This window comes from Ruegeria sp. YTSC192 (assembly GCF_059609705.1).
Genome location: NZ_JBXWMG010000002.1, coordinates 358,012 through 374,580, shown reverse-complemented (window position 1 = coordinate 374,580; position 16,569 = coordinate 358,012). Strand labels below are relative to the sequence as shown.

At 57.0% G+C, this 16,569-nt stretch carries 18 protein-coding genes, 1 tRNA gene and 1 riboswitch; of the genes, 8 read left to right on the top strand and 11 right to left on the bottom strand.

The features are described from left to right. Positions 1-5: 5 nt before the first annotated feature. Together cobW and AC2FD8_RS05125 are read right to left on the bottom strand one after the other, a co-directional pair. The gene (gene cobW, locus AC2FD8_RS05130) at positions 6-1,061 is read right to left on the bottom strand and encodes a cobalamin biosynthesis protein CobW (RefSeq protein WP_496854348.1); all 1,056 of its coding nucleotides are present in this window, start codon (positions 1,059-1,061) and stop codon (positions 6-8) included. Then, on the bottom strand, positions 1,058-1,438 hold the full coding sequence (locus AC2FD8_RS05125; RefSeq protein WP_496854347.1) for a DUF1636 family protein: 381 nt from the start codon (positions 1,436-1,438) through the stop codon (positions 1,058-1,060). Before AC2FD8_RS05125 ends, cobW begins: the two co-directional genes overlap by 4 nt. Positions 1,439-1,532: 94 nt before the next feature. Next, a riboswitch (cobalamin riboswitch) is annotated at positions 1,533-1,735 on the bottom strand. 143 nt (positions 1,736-1,878) lie between these two features. On the opposite strand from AC2FD8_RS05125, the gene AC2FD8_RS05120 reads away from it, so the two are divergent. Beyond that, the gene (locus AC2FD8_RS05120; protein WP_496854346.1) at positions 1,879-2,121 is read left to right on the top strand and encodes a hypothetical protein; all 243 of its coding nucleotides are present in this window, start codon (positions 1,879-1,881) and stop codon (positions 2,119-2,121) included. Positions 2,122-2,272: 151 nt separating this feature from the next. Further along, complete coding sequence (locus AC2FD8_RS05115; protein WP_496854345.1) at positions 2,273-2,551, top strand: hypothetical protein; 279 nt, start codon at positions 2,273-2,275, stop codon at positions 2,549-2,551. 193 nt (positions 2,552-2,744) lie between these two features. On the opposite strand, the gene AC2FD8_RS05110 is transcribed toward AC2FD8_RS05115, so the two are convergent. Beyond that, a complete protein-coding gene (locus AC2FD8_RS05110; RefSeq protein WP_496854344.1) occupies positions 2,745-3,725 on the bottom strand; it encodes a hypothetical protein in 981 nt (326 codons plus the stop codon). 221 nt (positions 3,726-3,946) lie between these two features. After that, positions 3,947-4,020, bottom strand: a tRNA-Cys gene (locus AC2FD8_RS05105). Between the two features lie 221 nt (positions 4,021-4,241). Between AC2FD8_RS05105 and AC2FD8_RS05100 the strand changes: the two genes are divergently transcribed. The 3 genes from AC2FD8_RS05100 to AC2FD8_RS05090 all read left to right on the top strand — a co-directional run bounded on the left by AC2FD8_RS05100 (position 4,242) and on the right by AC2FD8_RS05090 (position 7,253). Further along, positions 4,242-4,895: a protein-L-isoaspartate O-methyltransferase family protein gene (locus tag AC2FD8_RS05100; protein ID WP_496854343.1), complete on the top strand. Its 654-nt coding sequence runs from the start codon at positions 4,242-4,244 to the stop codon at positions 4,893-4,895. Between the two features lie 94 nt (positions 4,896-4,989). Next, entirely contained in the window at positions 4,990-6,408 is a 1,419-nt protein-coding gene (locus AC2FD8_RS05095; RefSeq protein ID WP_496854342.1) for a TolC family outer membrane protein, read from the top strand. A gap of 89 nt (positions 6,409-6,497) precedes the next feature. Then, a complete protein-coding gene (locus tag AC2FD8_RS05090) occupies positions 6,498-7,253 on the top strand; it encodes a hypothetical protein (protein WP_496854341.1) in 756 nt (251 codons plus the stop codon). A 4-nt stretch (positions 7,254-7,257) separates the two neighbouring features. Here AC2FD8_RS05090 and AC2FD8_RS05085 read toward each other — a convergent pair whose 3' ends face one another. After that, complete coding sequence (locus AC2FD8_RS05085) at positions 7,258-8,715, bottom strand: cobyric acid synthase (protein ID WP_496854340.1); 1,458 nt, start codon at positions 8,713-8,715, stop codon at positions 7,258-7,260. Positions 8,716-8,776: 61 nt separating this feature from the next. On the opposite strand from AC2FD8_RS05085, the gene AC2FD8_RS05080 reads away from it, so the two are divergent. Then, positions 8,777-9,346: a cobalamin biosynthesis protein CobQ gene (locus AC2FD8_RS05080; RefSeq protein WP_496854339.1), complete on the top strand. Its 570-nt coding sequence runs from the start codon at positions 8,777-8,779 to the stop codon at positions 9,344-9,346. Between the two features lie 167 nt (positions 9,347-9,513). Here AC2FD8_RS05080 and AC2FD8_RS05075 read toward each other — a convergent pair whose 3' ends face one another. Continuing rightward, positions 9,514-9,834 carry a DUF6280 family protein gene (locus AC2FD8_RS05075; protein WP_108785849.1) on the bottom strand — a complete coding sequence of 107 codons (321 nt, stop codon included), beginning with the start codon at positions 9,832-9,834 and terminating at the stop codon, positions 9,514-9,516. 218 nt (positions 9,835-10,052) lie between these two features. On the opposite strand from AC2FD8_RS05075, the gene efp reads away from it, so the two are divergent. Beyond that, entirely contained in the window at positions 10,053-10,616 is a 564-nt protein-coding gene (efp, locus tag AC2FD8_RS05070; RefSeq protein WP_496854338.1) for an elongation factor P, read from the top strand. Between the two features lie 55 nt (positions 10,617-10,671). Here the strand turns inward: efp and AC2FD8_RS05065 are convergent, their stop codons facing one another. The 3 genes from AC2FD8_RS05065 to AC2FD8_RS05055 all read right to left on the bottom strand — a co-directional run bounded on the left by AC2FD8_RS05065 (position 10,672) and on the right by AC2FD8_RS05055 (position 13,370). After that, positions 10,672-11,607, bottom strand: a complete 936-nt coding sequence (locus AC2FD8_RS05065; RefSeq protein WP_496854337.1) for an ABC transporter transmembrane domain-containing protein — start codon at positions 11,605-11,607, stop codon at positions 10,672-10,674. A gap of 108 nt (positions 11,608-11,715) precedes the next feature. Beyond that, positions 11,716-12,453, bottom strand: coding sequence for a CAF17-like 4Fe-4S cluster assembly/insertion protein YgfZ (gene ygfZ / locus AC2FD8_RS05060; RefSeq protein WP_496854336.1), 738 nt, complete (start codon positions 12,451-12,453; stop codon positions 11,716-11,718). Between the two features lie 89 nt (positions 12,454-12,542). Beyond that, entirely contained in the window at positions 12,543-13,370 is an 828-nt protein-coding gene (locus AC2FD8_RS05055) for a hypothetical protein (RefSeq protein ID WP_496854335.1), read from the bottom strand. A 103-nt stretch (positions 13,371-13,473) separates the two neighbouring features. Here AC2FD8_RS05055 and AC2FD8_RS05050 point away from each other — a divergent pair, with 103 nt between their 5' ends. After that, on the top strand, positions 13,474-14,244 hold the full coding sequence (locus tag AC2FD8_RS05050) for an alpha/beta hydrolase (RefSeq protein WP_496854334.1): 771 nt from the start codon (positions 13,474-13,476) through the stop codon (positions 14,242-14,244). A gap of 130 nt (positions 14,245-14,374) precedes the next feature. Here AC2FD8_RS05050 and AC2FD8_RS05045 read toward each other — a convergent pair whose 3' ends face one another. Together AC2FD8_RS05045 and AC2FD8_RS05040 are read right to left on the bottom strand one after the other, a co-directional pair. Then, positions 14,375-15,340, bottom strand: coding sequence for a UDP-glucuronic acid decarboxylase family protein (locus tag AC2FD8_RS05045; protein ID WP_496854333.1), 966 nt, complete (start codon positions 15,338-15,340; stop codon positions 14,375-14,377). 15 nt (positions 15,341-15,355) lie between these two features. Further along, complete coding sequence (locus AC2FD8_RS05040) at positions 15,356-16,216, bottom strand: hypothetical protein (protein ID WP_496874287.1); 861 nt, start codon at positions 16,214-16,216, stop codon at positions 15,356-15,358. Positions 16,217-16,569: the final 353 nt, after the last annotated feature.

Genomic DNA, 16,569 nt, shown 5'->3' with positions numbered 1-16,569 from the left:
GGGTCTTACTCGGCGGCCTCGGTGACGCCTACGAGGATATCGCGGATTGCAGCTTCCTTGATGTCGTCATGTTCGGCAATCACCACCATGCGTGAGCGGCGTTCTTCACCCGGTTCCCACGGACGGTCGTATTGGTGACGCACACGGGCACCCACGGCCTGCACCAGCAGGCGCATTGGCTTGCCCTGAACAGCGGCATAGCCTTTGACGCGCAGAATGTTCAGCTCATTGGCCAGACGCTCGATCTTGGCGACCAGATCGGCGGGATCGGACTGTTCCGGCAGATCAACGATGATGCTTTCGAAATCATCATGCTCGTGATCGTGGTGGCCATCGTGATGGCTGGGACGTGCGTCCATGTCATCCTCGGCAGCGGCTTCCAGCCCCAGCACGACGCGCACGTCCACGGCACCTTCGGCCACTTCGACCACGGGCAGGGCGCGCGGAGCTTCGGCAGCGATGATCTCTTTGGCTTTGGCCACGCCTTCGGGGCCGGCCAGATCGGGTTTGGTCAGCAGGATGATATCGGCGCAGGAGATCTGATCTTCGAACACCTCGGACAGGGGCGTTTCATGGTCGATTGAATCGTCGGCGAGGCGCTGGGCGTCCACGGCTTCGACATTCGGGGCAAAGCGACCGGCGGCTACAGCCTCGGCATCGGCCAGCGCGATCACGCCGTCCACGGTGATCTTGGATCGGATATCGGGCCAGTCGAAGGCCTTCAGCAGCGGCTTGGGCAGCGCCAGACCGCTGGTTTCGATCAGGATGTGATCTGGGCGCGGCTCCAGCGCCATCAGGGCTTCGATGGTAGGGATGAAGTCGTCAGCCACAGTGCAGCAGATGCAGCCGTTCGCCAGTTCCATGATGTTTTCCGCCGGGCAGTCGGGGATCGCGCAGGACTTCAGGATATCGCCATCAACGCCGACATCGCCAAATTCGTTGACCACCACGGCCAGCCGCTTGCCCTGCGGGTTCTGCATCAGGTGGCGCACCAGCGTGGTTTTGCCCGAGCCCAGAAAGCCGGTGATCACGGTGACGGGAAGTTTTTCGAGGTTGCTCATTTCAGGGCTCCAATCGGGGGAATGCGGGCTGCGCAGTTTTTGCGGAAATGTTCGGGGCGTTCGCGCCATTTTACCAAGCCGTCTTCGGTCGCCAGATATTTGGTCACACCTTCAACGATGGTTTCGACGTGATCGGTTTCGTTCAGGTTCTCATACACGAAGGTCCAACGAGACGGCCCGCCACGCAGAACGATCGAGCACCCCTGATCGCAATTCGAAAGGCATTCGACGGGTTTTAGGTTGATCCCATCCGGCAGGTCCGCCGCTTCCAGCGCCTTGTGCAACAAGCTGCCCGGGCGCTGTTCGTCATCCTCAACGGGCAGGCCGCGACGGCAGGTGGTGCAAACCAGCAGGTCAACTGGTGTGGTCTCGGTCATGTCTCTCATCCCCCCAAAACCTTTTCGTGGGGGACGGGGTTTCATGCGGGCCACGTTTTCCGACATGGACCCGACACCGGCTCACCCCGTCCGGTTACATCTTCGGGCGTTGGCAGGTCTCCCGGCTTGCGGATATCAGAGCACGCTCTGTCGGATGTCCCGCCTTCCCGGCATTTGGCCAGTGGCTTGGGCACCCTCTCCGGTCACGGTCGCGGGGGCGGCTGCGTTTGACGGAAAATCCGCTGACGCATTCCCTTTTCATCTGTTTTCACAGACACCAACAGATGGCTCATGCGGCACGCACCCGCAACTTGTCAAGCGCGTTGCAGCCCAGACCTCAAAGCCACGTTGAAAAGCGACCTGCTAGCGTCGCTAGGCGGCATAAACGGAACACAGGCGCATGGTCGCATGGCGCAAAAGCGCAAACGGATAGTAAGCCCATGAAGTTGGGTTTCATCGGGCTTGGGAATGTGGGCGGCAAAGGCAACATAGTCCGGTGTTTCGAAAAGCGGTTCGCCAATCTCGTGGTAAGCGTGGCCACGGGCATTCTTGACGATGACGCTCCTCACCTTGTCAGAATCGGGTCAAAGCGTGAATGGCTGGAGGTTGTCGAACAAGGGAAGCTGTCCGTCTGGCCTACTCTTAAGGGATCGGACTACGTGTCGGTTGCTTCGCGGAAGTGATGCTGCTTCCGGATGCGTTGTCGGATCGGGATAAGCGCGGCCAGATCGCATATATCCCCGCCGCTTCAGCCCTTGAGCAACTGATTGCAGAGACGCCGGAGGGCCAAGATGCGCTGCTGGTATCAGAGCTTGGCAGGCCTTTGACGGCCCGTTGGGCATCGAACCAGATTGCCAAGTGGCGGCGCGAAGCTCAGATCCCCCTTGGATCGACGGCAGAGAGAAGACACTGTCTGACACGCGCGGGACGGCGGCGACAAGATTGCTGAATGCCGATCTGTCTTTGCGCCAAATCGCAGTTCTGATGGGTTGGTCGGTTCGCTACGCGGCGCAGGTAATCGAACATTATGCGCAGGTTAGCCCGGGCGAAAGCCATGCGGTTCTGCGCAAGCTCAATCGAGCAAAATCACTGTCTCAAGACACAAAAATGTAAACGCCCCTGTAAACGCGGGGCCTCAAACACGGCAAGGAGTAATGTAAGTGATTGTTTTTAAATGGAGGCGAGTACCTGTTTTGAAATCGAACCCTGTCAGAATTAATGGATAATAAAAACAGATACTTAAACCCATCTCGCATTCTTCGTAACCAAGAAATGTTGCGGGATTTGTTGCGGGATTTTGGTCAGCTCATTTAGAGATCCAAATTTTGTCGTGCTGCTGTGGGTAAGTGTTTGCTGACGCTTTAACTTCGGACGAAACGTAGCCTCTTTGAACCCGCTTTAAACCAGTCCAAAACTTTCGAATTTCCAATATGCGAGAGTTCTTTGAGTAGTCGACGTAATGATCTTCATTCTGACCGTCTTTTTGTCTCATAATGGAGGCGTGTTTAGGATAGTCGCCTTTGGCGATCTGTAACACATGGTCGGCGGAGTGGAGCGTGTTTAAAGCATCTTCCAAGACAGCCTCGGTAGCTGCCCTGAAGTCTTCGTGACAAAGTGCGAGGCACGAAATGAACCCTCGTGTAAAGAACTTCAAGTCCAAGTGCTTAAAGCCCAATGCACAAACTTCATCTCTAGTGCGTCGTTTGAGTCTGTCAGAACTACAGAAGTCCTCGACCGAAATCTTAGGGTCAGTTGTAATTCGTAGGCGAGTCGGTGTGTCATCTCTGACGTTGTCCGTTGGTGACTGATTAAAGTCGCCGAATGCGAGAGTTCCCAGAGGCAAACGGTTGTGCAAAGCATGATTGCGAAGCTCGTACATAACTCGGTACTCAAGGCTGCCATCAAAAACAGAACTGAAGCTGCTTTGAAGGTCTATTTGTCTTCCAACAAGTTTAGAAAGCAAAGACATGCGCCTATGCAATTGTTCCTCGTAGACTCTAGACGCCGTAAGTACTGAGATCAGCTTAAGATTCACATTTTGCCTAGCGTCGTCGAAGAAGTGATCAACGTCTCGTTGCATGTCCTTCTCGAAAAGATACCTAAGTCCGACGCTGATCAGGCTTTCTTCAAACTCGATGAAGGCATTTGCCAACAGGGTAAATGTGTCTTCTACGTCCCAAATTGGCTTGATGACATTCTTGGCATGAAGGATTTCATTGAAACGATCTTCGTCTATTTCGACAGCCATTCCCCCAATAAAACCTTCCGCAAGAAGAAACTGTGCCATGAAAATACCTGTTGTTGTCTAAGCGTTTGCGACCCAAAAATCCGCTCCATTTTCAATGGGAGCGAAACAGGGATTTAGAGGGAACAAGTCCCCAAAAAGTCAACAAGAAACGTGTTGCGGGAAATGTTGCGGGATTTTGCAGAAAGTTAACGTGCGAAAGCCGGGCAACTATTTGAAATCAAACAGTATCAGATGGTTAGGTTTTTCGGTGTTAACTTTTATGGAGGCGAGTACCGGAATCGAACCGGTGTACACGGATTTGCAATCCGCTGCGTCACCACTCCGCCAACTCGCCTTTTCAAGTAAAATCAAATACTTGCCGTGGTGTGGTGGGCGTTTTAGCAGCTTTCATCGGGGGCGTCCAGAGGATTGGCACCGATTTTAAGCTGCAAAACAATATTTGTGGCGGGATGGTTTGAAGAGATCGTGAAGTGGGTTTGCGGCATCTGGGCCGTTGTCGAGTAAGGTCGAATGTGGCACAAGCCAATTATTCAAGGGATTGAAAAGAGAGATCAGATGTCAGATTTCGCAGCCCGGCGCCGCACCATGGTTGATACGCAGGTTCGACCTTCGGATGTGACCAAGTTTCCTATCATCGACGCGATGCTGTCAGTGCCACGTGAAAGCTTTGTGCCGACAGCACAGCGCGAAGCGGCCTATGTCGAAGGGCTGATAGATTTGGGCAATAGTCGCTGCATGCTTGAGCCGCGCACTCTGGCGAAAATGCTGGATGCGCTGAACATCTCGAATGACGAAATGGTCCTCGATATCGCGCCGGCCTATGGCTATTCGACCGCCGTCGCCGCGCGGATGGCACAGTTGGTGGTTGGCGTCGAATCCGACGAAGATCTTGCCTCCGAGGCGCAAGTCATCCTGACCGAAGAAAATGTCGACAATGCTGTTATCCATGTCGGACCTTTGGAAGAAGGGGCGGCCGAGCATGGCCCTTATGACGTGATTATGGTACAAGGCGGTGTCGAGCAGGTGCCCGACACGGTGCTGGACCAATTGAAGGATCAGGGCCGGATCGCCTGTCTTTTTATGGACGGGCAGCTTGGTACGGTTCGCATCGGTCGCAAGGCCGGTGGGGTGGTCAGTTGGCGGGATGCCTTCAACGCCAGTGCGCTGGTTTTGGACGGTTTTTCCAAAGAGTGTGCATTTTCGCTATAGTCCGCTGACTGTTGTTTCCGCCACCTTGATTAGTTGAACATAAAGACGCAAACTGCCGGAGAGGCAGCGTAATTTCGATTTGAGAGGATTTGGTATGCGTGGAAAGACAGCGGGAAAGCTGGTCAAAGCGCTTGCAGTGACTGCGGCCATTGCCCTGAGTACTGTACCCGGACGGGCCGTTTGGGCTGACAATCTGACAGATGCGTTCATCGGAGCGTATAACACCAGCGGTCTGCTGGAACAGAACCGAGCCCTGTTGCGGGCCGCGGATGAGGACGTGGCAATTGCGCTTTCCGCACTGCGTCCGATCATCAACTGGACGGTTCAGGTCAGTCAGGATTACACGAGAACAAGAACTGACTCCGTCAGAACAAGCACCGACCCGTCGCGATTCTTCTCGGGTCTGACGCTCAGCCAGCTTTTGTATGATGGCGGGGCATCGGTGCTGGGCAAGCAGTCCGCACAGGAAACGGTTCTGTCGACGCGCCAGTCGCTGATCGATATCGAGCAGCAAGTTCTTTTCCGGGCCGCAACCGCGTATCTGAGCGTCCTGCTGCAAGAGGAAACGGTTCAGATTCGGCAGAACAACGTGGATCTGTCGAGCGAGGAACTGCGCGCTTCGAACGACCGCTTCGAAGTCGGTGAGGTGACGCGGACCGACGTAGCCCTTTCCGAGGCGCAGCTTGCCAGCTCGCGCGCGGATCTAGCGGATGCCAAGGGGGATCTCAGTACCGCACAGGCTGAATATGTGAATGCTGTCGGTAAACTGCCGGGACGTACAGCCGGGCAGCCGGGGCTTCCGAATCTGCCGCGCTCGCAATCCGAGGCGATCAGCCTTGCACAGCGCAATCATCCTGCGATCCTGTCGGCGCAGCATCAGGTGCGGGCGCTGGATTTGATCGTGCAGCAGCAACGGGCCAACCTTGGGCCCAATGTCAGCCTGAACGCGGATGCGGGTGTGACACAGCGATATGACAATGATGACTACATCAACGACGCCACGGTTTCGCTGAACTTCAATCAGCCGATCTATGCAGGCGGCCGCCTTGCGGCCACCGTGCGCCGGGCCATGGCAACCCGGGATTCGTCGCGGGCCAATCTGTTGAACGTGCAAAAGAACATCACGCAGGGCGCGACAGACGCCTTCGTCCGGTTCCAAACGGCCACGGCCAGCCTGACCGCCTCGACCGAGCGGGTCCGGGCCTCGCAAGTGGCCTTTGACGGGATTCGTGAAGAGGCCACGCTGGGCGCGCGGACCACATTGGATGTGCTGACCGCGCAGCAGGATCTTCTGGACGCACAACTGGCCGAGGTCGCTTCGCGCACAGAACGGTCGCTGGCAGCCTATCAGCTGTTGCAGGCACAGGGTCTTTTGACGGCTGAACGTCTGAGGCTGGCGGTGCAGATCTATGACCCGACGCTGTACTACAATCTGGTCAAGAAGGCTCCGGCGCAGGTCAGCAAGCAAAGCAAGGATCTGGATCGGGTTCTCAAAGCGTTACGGCGGGACTGATCCTATAGACTACTGGTTGTGACGCCCGACGTGTTTGGCTACACTTGGTCTCAAGAAAAGAGCGGTAGAGAACAATGTCGGATAGCGTCATGACCACAGGTATCGAGGATGTACTATCGTCGGTTAAACGTCTGGTGAGCGAGGACGGTCGCAAAGTGTCGGGTGCCGATGCAGCGACCGCCCCACGCAAGCCGGGCCGTCTGGTCCTGACGGACGCGCTGCGCGTTGGTGACGCGCCGAAATCCGACCCCCTGAAACTGGATCCCATATACAGCGCCGAGGATTCGGCCAAGCCGATGCTTCTGCGGGCTTGTGATATTGTTCAGCCGGGCGACGCAGCCAATCACGATGGTGCTGAGGAGGTCGGCGACGAGACCCCGTCGGAAAACCTATCTGGCAGCCTGAGTGCCAAGATTGAAGCCCTTGAGGCCGCCATCGCGCGAACCGAGGACCAATGGGAGCCGGACGGAGACAGCGACGACGCGTATTCAGGGACGTCCTCGAAAGCACTGCATTGGATACCTGCACCTTCCTTTGAGGATGAGGATGCCAAGGATGTGGATGCGCCCTCAGGCGGGGCGGATGCCGCGACAGAAGAACCGGCAACATTCGTTCGGCATGGGGACACTCCTAAAGCAGACCCAGTGGAAGACGACGCGTCTGAGGAAGCGATCGAGGACGAGATCGGGTTGTCTGCGTCCGAGGAGGAGGCCTTGCGTGAGATGATCGCCGAGGTTGTCCGGTCCGAGCTGCAGGGCGCGTTGGGGGAACGCATCACCCGCAATGTCCGCAAGATGGTCCGGCGCGAGATTCACCGCGCACTGGCCTCCAAAGAGCTGGAATAGTCGCTCAGGCCCGATGCGGCGCTTGTGCAAGCTCCAGCACTTGATCCAGATCCATATGCTGTTCGAGGTGATCCGCGAGATCATCCAGCACCTGTTCGACGCCATCTTCATAGGCGGTTTCAGAGGCGACGCCCAAACCCGACAGATACTGCGCGCGGAAGGCGTCGGATGAGAAAATCCCGTGCAGATAGCTGCCCAGAATGCGCCCATTGGCGCTGGCGGCACCTTCGGGGCGCCCTTGCACCTCAAGCCAGGCACGGGCGCAATCGGGCCCTTCGGTGCGGCCCATATGGATTTCGTACCCGCTGACGGGTTCGCGATTGGGCAGGGCGCAGGCTTCGGTCAGAGTGACGTGTTTCTTACCCTCCATGACCGTATGAACGTCCAGCAGCCCGAGCCCGTCGACCGTGCCGGGACGACCATCCACACCCTCGGGGTCCGAGATCGTTTTGCCCAGCATCTGATATCCGCCACATAGACCCAACACGTGACCTCCGCGGCGCACATGTGCGTAGAGGTCGATATCCCAGCCCTGTTTGCGGAAATAGGCCAGATCACCGATGGTCGATTTGCTGCCGGGCAACAGCACCAGATCGGCGTCGCCGGGCAGGGGGCGGCCTGCGGAAATGATCTCGACACTGACGCCGGGTTCGGCTGACAGAGGGTCCAGATCGTCGAAATTGGCCATCCTCTCCAACTGAGGCGCCACAACCTTGCATGCCCCACCAGTATGAGAGCGGATGTCCATCATATCCTCGGCGGGCAGTTTCCAGGCGTCTTGGAACCAGGGTACGACGCCCATGCAGGGCCAGCCGGTCCGCGCGGCGATATCATCGCGCCCTTCATCAAACAGAGATACATCGCCTTTGAAGCGGTTGACGGCAAAGCCCCGGATCATCGCCAGATCACCTTCGTCCAGCACAGCCTGAGTGCCCACGATCTGCGCAATCACGCCGCCTCGATGGATGTCGCCCACCAGCACCACGGGAACTCCGGCGGCGCAGGCAAAGCCCATATTGGCGATGTCGCCCTTGCGCAGGTTGGTCTCAGCCGGGCTGCCAGCGCCTTCGATCAACACCAGATCAGCGTCGCGGCATAGCCGGTCAAAGCTTTCCAACGCGGCCCCCAGCAGTTTGGATTTGTCCTTGCGATAGTCGCCCGCCTTCATGGTTCCCGCGCGCTGGCCTTGCAGGATGATCTGCGCGCCGGTGTCCGTTTCGGGCTTCAGCAGGATCGGGTTCATATCCGTATGCGTCGGGCGCTTGGCCGCGCGCGCCTGCAAGGCTTGCGCGCGCCCGATCTCGCCTCCGTTTTCTGTCACAGCGGCGTTGTTCGACATGTTCTGCGGCTTGAACGGAGCAACCCTCAGACCGCGCCGTGTGAATGCCCGCGCCAACCCGGCTACCAGAACCGATTTGCCGACATTGCTGCCGGTGCCTTGAATCATGATGGCGCGAACCATGGGCGTCTCCTATACGTTAAGGGGCAAATGACCTGATTTGGTGCCAAAGGGAAAGCCCCAGATGAACACGCCTGCGCATCTTTTGATCGGAGCAGCCGCCTTTGCGCGACCCGCGCACGGGCGCATTCTTTGGGCGGCGGTGCTGGGGTCGCTGTTGCCGGACCTGTCGCTGTACCTGATGGCAGGGGTATCGCTGCATATTCTCAACATCCCGCCGCATGTTGTGTTCGACGAGCTGTATTTTTCACCGCAATGGCAGACGGTTTTCGCCATCGACAACTCGTTCATCCTGTGGGGCTTGGCACTGGCACTGGGGCTTTGGCGCGGATGGCGGATCCTGACGGTCGCGGCGTCGGCCGGACTATTGCATCTGATGATGGATTTCGGGCTGCATGCGGGGGACGGTCGCCCCCAGTTCTGGCCGCTGAGCGATTGGGTCTTTCACAGCCCGGTCAGTTATTGGGACACGTCGCATCACGCGATTTGGGTCATGCCGGTGTCGATCGCGCTATGCGTCGGTTCTTATGTCGTGCTTTGGAGCAGGGGGCTGTCGCTGTCCGCGAAGCTTTTCTTCGCGCTTTTGCTTGCGGCCGAGATCTGGGTTGCGCGGCAGTGGATTCTGTTTTTCTAAAGCGTTTTGCGTTTTATCTGAGGCAAAACTATCGAAATGCGCGTTCGACCGTAGGGAGAGACAGCGTATTTCGATTCAAATCAAACGCAAAACGATCTAGTCAGTGCCAAAGAAAAACGCGCCCCAAAGTATGGAGGCGCGCTTTTTCGTAGTGAAATCGCCTTGGATCAGGCGGCTTCGGCTTGTTGGGCGGCGTTGCGACGTTCGCTTTCTTCACGCGACAGGGCGACGGATGTGCGCACACCACGGCCAACGAAATCCATCAATCCGCTTACAACCCGCTCGTTCGGGTCGATACCGGCGCAGGACAGCACCTCGCGACCATCGCGCGAGCGGGCCCAGCGGGCGATTTGTTCGGGGCCATTGCCGTATTTCTTGTCATCAGCGATGGCATCATCCAGTGCGGCCAACACAACAGCCGCGAAAAGTTTGCGTGCACGATTGCCTTGTTCGTTGTTAAAGGCAGTGCCGTCAACGAAATCTCTCATCTCGTCTTCCTTGTTGTTCTTGCTCTTGCATTTTCGGCGTGACGGTCCTTATGACCTATTAGCTCCGATTCGGATACAGCTAAAATGCATAGTTGCGTTGCGTCATTTGCATGGCTTGCTGCGGGTGCAGCACTAGGTCTCGTTGTCTTGTCAGGGCTGGTCCTGCCAGATATAGGGACGGCAACTGACGCATCAACCGTTTGTGAAGGATTAATGTCATGCCCAAGATAAATGGGAACGAAATTCGCCCCGGCAATGTGCTTGAGCATAACGACGGGCTGTGGGCGGCTGTAAAAGTAGATCACGTAAAGCCCGGTAAAGGCGGCGCTTTCGCGCAGGTCGAACTGCGCAACCTGCGTAACGGCTCAAAGCTGAACGAACGGTTCCGGTCGGCGGACAAAGTCGAACGTGTGCGGCTGGAGCAGAAGGATCAGCAGTTTCTGTACGAATCCGACGGCATGCTGGTGTTCATGGATGCCGAGACCTATGAGCAGATCGAACTGCCTGCCGACCTGCTGGGTGAGCGTCGCCCGTTTCTGCAGGACGGCATGACCATCGTGGTCGAGTTCTACGAATCCGAGGCGCTGAACGCCTCGCTGCCCCAAAAGGTCACTTGCAAGATCGTCGAGACCGAGCCGGTCGTCAAAGGTCAGACCGCCGCGAACTCGTTCAAACCGGCGGTTCTGGACAACGGCGTCAAGGTCATGGTGCCTCCGTTCGTCGGTCAGGATGAGATGATCGTGGTGAACACCGAAACCATGGAATATTCCGAGCGCGCCTGATCACCGCCCATATGTATTGCAAAAGACCGCGCCGGCCTGCTGCTGCGCGGTCTTTTCATGTGCGGTGGCGATAGCGTGTCGGGTCGGGGCCGAACAGTTCCAGCATCAATTCATATTTGATGCGGTTGGCACTGACTTGCCGGTAGAAGGCGATCAGGAAGGCCGTCGGTCCCTGTATACGGCTGAGGCCGCTGGTGGCGGCGACTACGGTGCCGACGTCGGTTCTGCCCTGCAGCACCAGCCAGCCGCCCAGCATCAATATGCCGACCGTACCTGCGCCGTTGATCACGCTCAGCAGGAACTTGGCTGAAAGTTTCCACAGAAACATCCGCCTGCGGGTTTCATAGATGTCATCGAACAAGGCGTCGATTTCCTGTTCGACCGCGTCAAGGTCCTCGGTCGTCAGCTGGTCGGTCGCACTGCGCAGGATGCGGACGCGTTCGGCCACAAAGACATTCACTTTGCGTTGCGAGACCAGAACGATCACAATCTGAGGTACGATCATCGAAAAGGCGATCAGGCCCAGACCAGGTTGAGTTGACGAGATATAGCCGATGACGCTGATCAATGTGCCGATCTGAACCACCGGGTCCGAGAATGCGCCGCCTGCGAATTTGCCCAACTCCTCGGCCTCGGCCGAGATTGCAGTGGTCATGGTGCCCTTGCGCACGCTTTCACCGGTTTCGGTGATATCTGAGGACCGCCAAAGGAGACGTTGGCGGATCAGGCGGATCATGTCCTCACCCAAAGTACCTGCGCGGTAGCCCAGAACCCATTTCAGCGCGAGGCTCAGCAGGATCACGGCCATCATGCCAAGACCCAGTACAACCAAACGGTCGGCCTCGACGTCAGTTGAGGTCAGGTGGTTGATGATGTCGCGTTGAAATTCCAGCGGAACGGCAGCCAGCGCAGCGACGGCCAGCGACAGGAGGATGAGGATGATCTGACGCCCGGCGCTTGCGCGCCAAATTGCGGTATACAGTTTGAGCATGCGGGTATCCGGTTCTATCGAATAGCCGCACTGTGGCAGGGCAGGGACGGGGGTTCAAAGGGTCAGAGTTGAGACCGCTTTGACCACGTGCCGATTGGGCAACAAATTTCAGTCGATCAGACGAACTGTGGCCGCGTCGGCCTGCATGTCGCCGGTGGCCCGATCAAAGCGCAGATAGGCGATGGCATGGCCGCCCGATTGCGTGAACAGGGTGCCCACTGGCTTGCCATTGGCCTTTATCGCGCTGCCCACAGGGGCCGCCCCGTCGATGGCGACGCGACACAGACCCTTACGCAGTTCGGTCTTGTGTTTCATACGCGCCGTCACTTCCTGACCGACATAGCAGCCCTTTTTGAAGTCGACGCCATTCAGCGGCTCGAACCGGGATTCGAGGATATAGCTGTCCGGGTGCAATTCGATGCCGGTTTCGGGAATGCAATGGCGCACACGGATCGCATCCCAATCGGTGCCATCCTGCGTTTCCGACGAGGGCGCATAGGCCCTCCAGCCCAAGTCAGGATGACGTGGGTCATGCAATGCGCCCTCTGGTGCAGGTCCCAGGCCGCGCTGCAGGTTCAGGTCCGAGACCTCGATCGCCACATCCGCCCGCAACTTGTACATGCTCAGCCGTATGATCAGGCCATCCGCCAGCGACTCGGCCACGTCCAGCAACACGGCGTCACCGTCGCGTTTCAGGAAGAAGTCAGCCAGGTATTTGCCCTGCGGCGTCAATAGGGCTGCATAGACCAGCCCTGTATCCAACCCGCCGATGTCATTGGTGATCAGGTCCTGCAAAAAGCTCTCGGTGTCCGAGCCGGTCAGGCGCAGTATGCGACGGGTTGGCATGGTGTGGTCCTCATCATCTGCCTCGGCCCCGAGATATAGGGAGTTTTCCGGTCAAGACCAGTGGGTTTCGGCGCTTTGCAAGGCCTGAACTAGCTGTCCGTTTGCGCTTTGTTTGAACCGTCAGGCGTTGTTTCGGTCAACTCCTGCGGCGCGTCAGGGTTCAGAGTTGTGCGCAGTTCGACGATGGATTTCCCCAACCGGAAGGGCGCGGCAAAGCTGACCAGACACAGGGCAACGATCTGCAGTACAAGAATATGGGCGTTGGCCTGTAGATATTCCCATTCCTCTTTCAGCTTGCTGACCTGTTCGATCAACTCATCATAGCTTTGGGCGAGGATCAGGTAGTCTCCGGCAATTGCGGGAACCTTGCGGCGCATATTGTCGATGGCAGTCTGGGTCTTTTCATCCAGTGAGGTGAAGACCAGAAACTGATCAATATCGAACGCGCCTGCCTTGGCAGCCATCTCTTCCATTTCGTCCTTGTCTTGCCGCCCGAATAGAAAGTGTAAACCCTGTAGGGGGGCGACCTCATTCGTGACTGCGATGAAAAGAGGCAGGTCGGCATTGCTAGCGGTTGAGGCCGACAGAAATTCGACCTTTTCGCACAAGACACCGGTATCGGGGTCATAGGCCGGGTCGCAAAACCGCAACCGAAACCGCGCGGCATCGCGGTCAAAGGCTGAAGACGCTGCATAGGCCACGTCAATCTGCCGGTCCAGCCGCGAGCTGTCGGATGTATAAAGCCCCGCCAGAACAGCCACCAGCGCCCCGATCCCGCCGAGAACAACCCAAACCATGTCAGCCAGCTTCCATGCTTTGTGCCCGGCTGGTTTACGGAACAGAAAGCCGGTTCCGACCGATCCGATCAGAAAAAACAGGACTAGCAGAGGCAGTTGATTTTCGGTCACAAATGTCATGGCACAAGTCTAAGTACTCCGCCTCCTCACGCAACAGCGATCACGCGCAGTTGTTTCGTCTTTCAGGATGATCATACTGGGCGGAAATAGGTGGGAGGTTTTGATGGCGAAGCATATTGTCCTGATCCACGGTGCATTTGCAGGCCCCTGGTGTATGGAGGACTACGCCGGTTTCTTCCGTGACCTTGGGTGGACGGTCCACACCCCGGCGCTGCGGTATCATGATGCCGACCCCAAGGCCGAGCCGAATCCGGGGCTGACCGACACCAGCGTTTCAGACTATGCGGATGATATCGCTGCATTTGTCGAAGGGCTCGACAGCAAACCCGTGCTGCTGGGTCACGCCATAGCCGCGGTCGTGGTGCAACAGGTCGCCGCGCGCGGCTTGGCCAGCGCAATCGTGCTGATCAACCCCAACGCGGCTTGGGGCACTTTGCCTGAAACAGACGATGAACGCGCCGTGCCGCGCGCACTGATGGAGGGCGGAGCTTTCTGGAAGCAACCCATGCGGGTTGATTTCGACCTGATGGCCCCGTTCGCGCTAAACAAGCTGCCCGAAGCGCAACAACACGCGGTTTTCGATCGGCTTGGCCCGGAAAGCGGGCGTGTGATGTTCGAGATGTTCTTTTGGATGTTCGACGACCACCACGCAATGAAGGTGGATATCGACAAGGTCGATTGCCCCGTGCTGATCGTTTCGGGCACCGAGGACCGGGCCGTGAACCCCAACACGTGTCGTGCTTTGGCCAAACTCTACGGAGACCGCGCGCGTTTTCTGCCTGTCGAAAACCACGCGCATTTTCTGTTTATGGAGCCGGGTTGGGAAGGGCCAGCCGCGCAGATCGCGGACTGGCTGGACCTGAAGCTAGGTTAGGCACTGGATGCCTATATCTACTGCTTCAGCCTATAAACTTGTCGGGTGCAAACGATGCGGGTCGGTCTGACACCAGCACCCGCCCAGGTCTCCTAAACGCTCGGACCTGAGGGTGATGTACCCACAGGCCTCACTGCGTTTCGGACTGCAATTCGCGGAAGTACTGGATCGTCGCGCCCAATCCTTCCTTGAGCTGCACCTTGGGCTCCCAATTCAGCAGCTTGCGCGCCAACGAGATATCAGGTTGACGCTGCTTGGGATCGTCCTGCGGCAAGTCCTTGAAGATGATCTGCGTATCTGACCCGACCTGCGCACAGACTTCAGTGGCCAGCTCATTCATCGAGAACTCGTTGGGGTTTCCAAGATTCACCGGGCCGGTGACGTCCTTGTCAGTGTCCATCAGGCGCAAAAAGCCCTCGATCAGATCATCGACAAAGCAAAACGACCGTGTTTGTTCGCCATCCCCGAACACCGTGATCGGCGCACCAGTCAAGGCCTGCATGACAAAGTTCGATACCACGCGGCCGTCAGAGGGATGCATCCTTGGTCCATAGGTATTGAAGATCCGGGCCACTTTTATCTCGAGACCCATCTGGCGGTGATAATCGAAAAACAACGTCTCGGCGCAGCGCTTGCCTTCGTCATAGCATGAACGCGGGCCGATCGGGTTGACATTGCCCCAATAATCTTCGGTTTGGGGGTGAACTGAGGGGTCTCCGTACACTTCGGAGGTGGAGGCCTGAAAGACTTTGCACTTCAGCCGTTTCGCCAGCCCCAGCATGTTGATCGCACCATGAACGCTGGTCTTGGTCGTTTGTACCGGATCGTGCTGATAGTGAACGGGTGAGGCCGGGCAGGCCAGATTGTAGATTTCATCCACTTCGACAAAGAGGGGAAACGTCACGTCGTGGCGCAAAAACTCGAAACGTGGATTGCTGTGCAAGTGATCAATATTGCGTTTTGTGCCGGTAAACAGGTTGTCGACGCATAGAACTTCATGACCTTGATCCAAAAGTCGGTCGCACAGATGCGATCCGAGAAAACCTGCGCCACCAGTTACCAGAACACGTTTTCTACTGTCATATAGGCGAGCCAAATCGGGTCCCCCTTTCTATTTCCACGCAAGCGCGTCGCCGCGCAGCCATTTCTTGAATCGTTTCGTGAAACGAATTGGTTTGATCTTCAGTATATTTCGGGCTGCATAGTCATCCATTTCCAAATTGCGCGTGACATTGGCCGGATGCACCAAAGGTCGAGGCAAGGGTTGAGCGCGCGAAGATGCCTCTTTGGCGTCAGGATTTGTCGTATGAGTCGCAGTTTCGTCAAAGCCGATGTTCTGCACCATGTTGTTTTGAGGGATGATTGTCAGGCCCGACTTCATCCATTGGGAGAACTGCCACTGGTAATCCCAGGTATCGACTTTGCCGTTCATAACATCGGAATAGATTGCCATCCAATGCTGCAGTCCTCCGGGGGTTGGGCACATGTTCGCGATGGCTTCAATGGAGGAAGGTGTACCCAGATCGGACAGGTCAAAGTCGTAGTGGGCCCAGGCACGCCGCCAAGTTGCCCAGCCCCACGAGCCCCAAAAGGCCGAGAAAAAATAACTGTCATCCGAGGGCAGATCATCGCTCAGCATATTGAAGGCGGATATGGTCGTCACGTGTGGGTCATCACGATAGCGTTCCAGCATCTCAGCGGCAAAGTCGAAGAAATCAGGGTCAACCAGAACGTCATCTTCCAGAATGATCCCTTCGGGCTCATGTTCAAAAAACCATGTGATTGCGCCTGAAACGGCGCGTCCGCACCCAAGATTTCGTTCTCGAAACAGGGTCTGCACCTCACAAGGCCAATCTATCTCATTCAGGATGGAGCGTGTCTCGTCGCAGATTGCAGCTTCACTTTCCGACCGAGGTCCATCGGCAGCAATATAAAGCCGTTCCGGTCGTGCCTGCCGGATAGTCTCAAACACGACCCTGGTTTTGTCGGGGCGGTTGAAGATCAAAAAGAGGATCGGAGGCATTGATAAATCTTTCCCTTCGGCGCGATACGCTTGGGTTCTATCCCATACTTTCACAAGGGGTTCAAACTGGTCTTTCCGAGGTTCTTGTTGGCAGCACAAATACAACTTGTAGACCGCGTGTCTGTTTCAGGCAATCCGTCACGTCGGAGGCATTTGTATACGTTTCATAAGCACGTATTCAGATTTTGCGAATAAGGCAGACTCTCGGTCCTGCCGCAACAAGAAAAGTAGGGCGGTGTGGGTCGCGGACGTCGCGTGGGACCATGTTGCCAATAACGGGTATCGACGCTGTGAAAGACGAC

Coding starts and splice junctions, on each gene's coding strand:
- cobW (WP_496854348.1), bottom strand. CDS start 1,061: ATGAGCAACCTCGAAAAACTTCCCGTCACCGTGATCACCGGCTTTCTG.
- AC2FD8_RS05125 (WP_496854347.1), bottom strand. CDS start 1,438: ATGACCGAGACCACACCAGTTGACCTGCTGGTTTGCACCACCTGCCGT.
- AC2FD8_RS05120 (WP_496854346.1), top strand. CDS start 1,879: ATGAAGTTGGGTTTCATCGGGCTTGGGAATGTGGGCGGCAAAGGCAAC.
- AC2FD8_RS05110 (WP_496854344.1), bottom strand. CDS start 3,725: ATGGCACAGTTTCTTCTTGCGGAAGGTTTTATTGGGGGAATGGCTGTC.
- AC2FD8_RS05100 (WP_496854343.1), top strand. CDS start 4,242: ATGTCAGATTTCGCAGCCCGGCGCCGCACCATGGTTGATACGCAGGTT.
- AC2FD8_RS05095 (WP_496854342.1), top strand. CDS start 4,990: ATGCGTGGAAAGACAGCGGGAAAGCTGGTCAAAGCGCTTGCAGTGACT.
- AC2FD8_RS05090 (WP_496854341.1), top strand. CDS start 6,498: ATGACCACAGGTATCGAGGATGTACTATCGTCGGTTAAACGTCTGGTG.
- AC2FD8_RS05085 (WP_496854340.1), bottom strand. CDS start 8,715: ATGGTTCGCGCCATCATGATTCAAGGCACCGGCAGCAATGTCGGCAAA.
- AC2FD8_RS05080 (WP_496854339.1), top strand. CDS start 8,777: ATGAACACGCCTGCGCATCTTTTGATCGGAGCAGCCGCCTTTGCGCGA.
- AC2FD8_RS05075 (WP_108785849.1), bottom strand. CDS start 9,834: ATGAGAGATTTCGTTGACGGCACTGCCTTTAACAACGAACAAGGCAAT.
- efp (WP_496854338.1), top strand. CDS start 10,053: ATGCCCAAGATAAATGGGAACGAAATTCGCCCCGGCAATGTGCTTGAG.
- AC2FD8_RS05065 (WP_496854337.1), bottom strand. CDS start 11,607: ATGCTCAAACTGTATACCGCAATTTGGCGCGCAAGCGCCGGGCGTCAG.
- ygfZ (WP_496854336.1), bottom strand. CDS start 12,453: ATGCCAACCCGTCGCATACTGCGCCTGACCGGCTCGGACACCGAGAGC.
- AC2FD8_RS05055 (WP_496854335.1), bottom strand. CDS start 13,370: ATGACATTTGTGACCGAAAATCAACTGCCTCTGCTAGTCCTGTTTTTT.
- AC2FD8_RS05050 (WP_496854334.1), top strand. CDS start 13,474: ATGGCGAAGCATATTGTCCTGATCCACGGTGCATTTGCAGGCCCCTGG.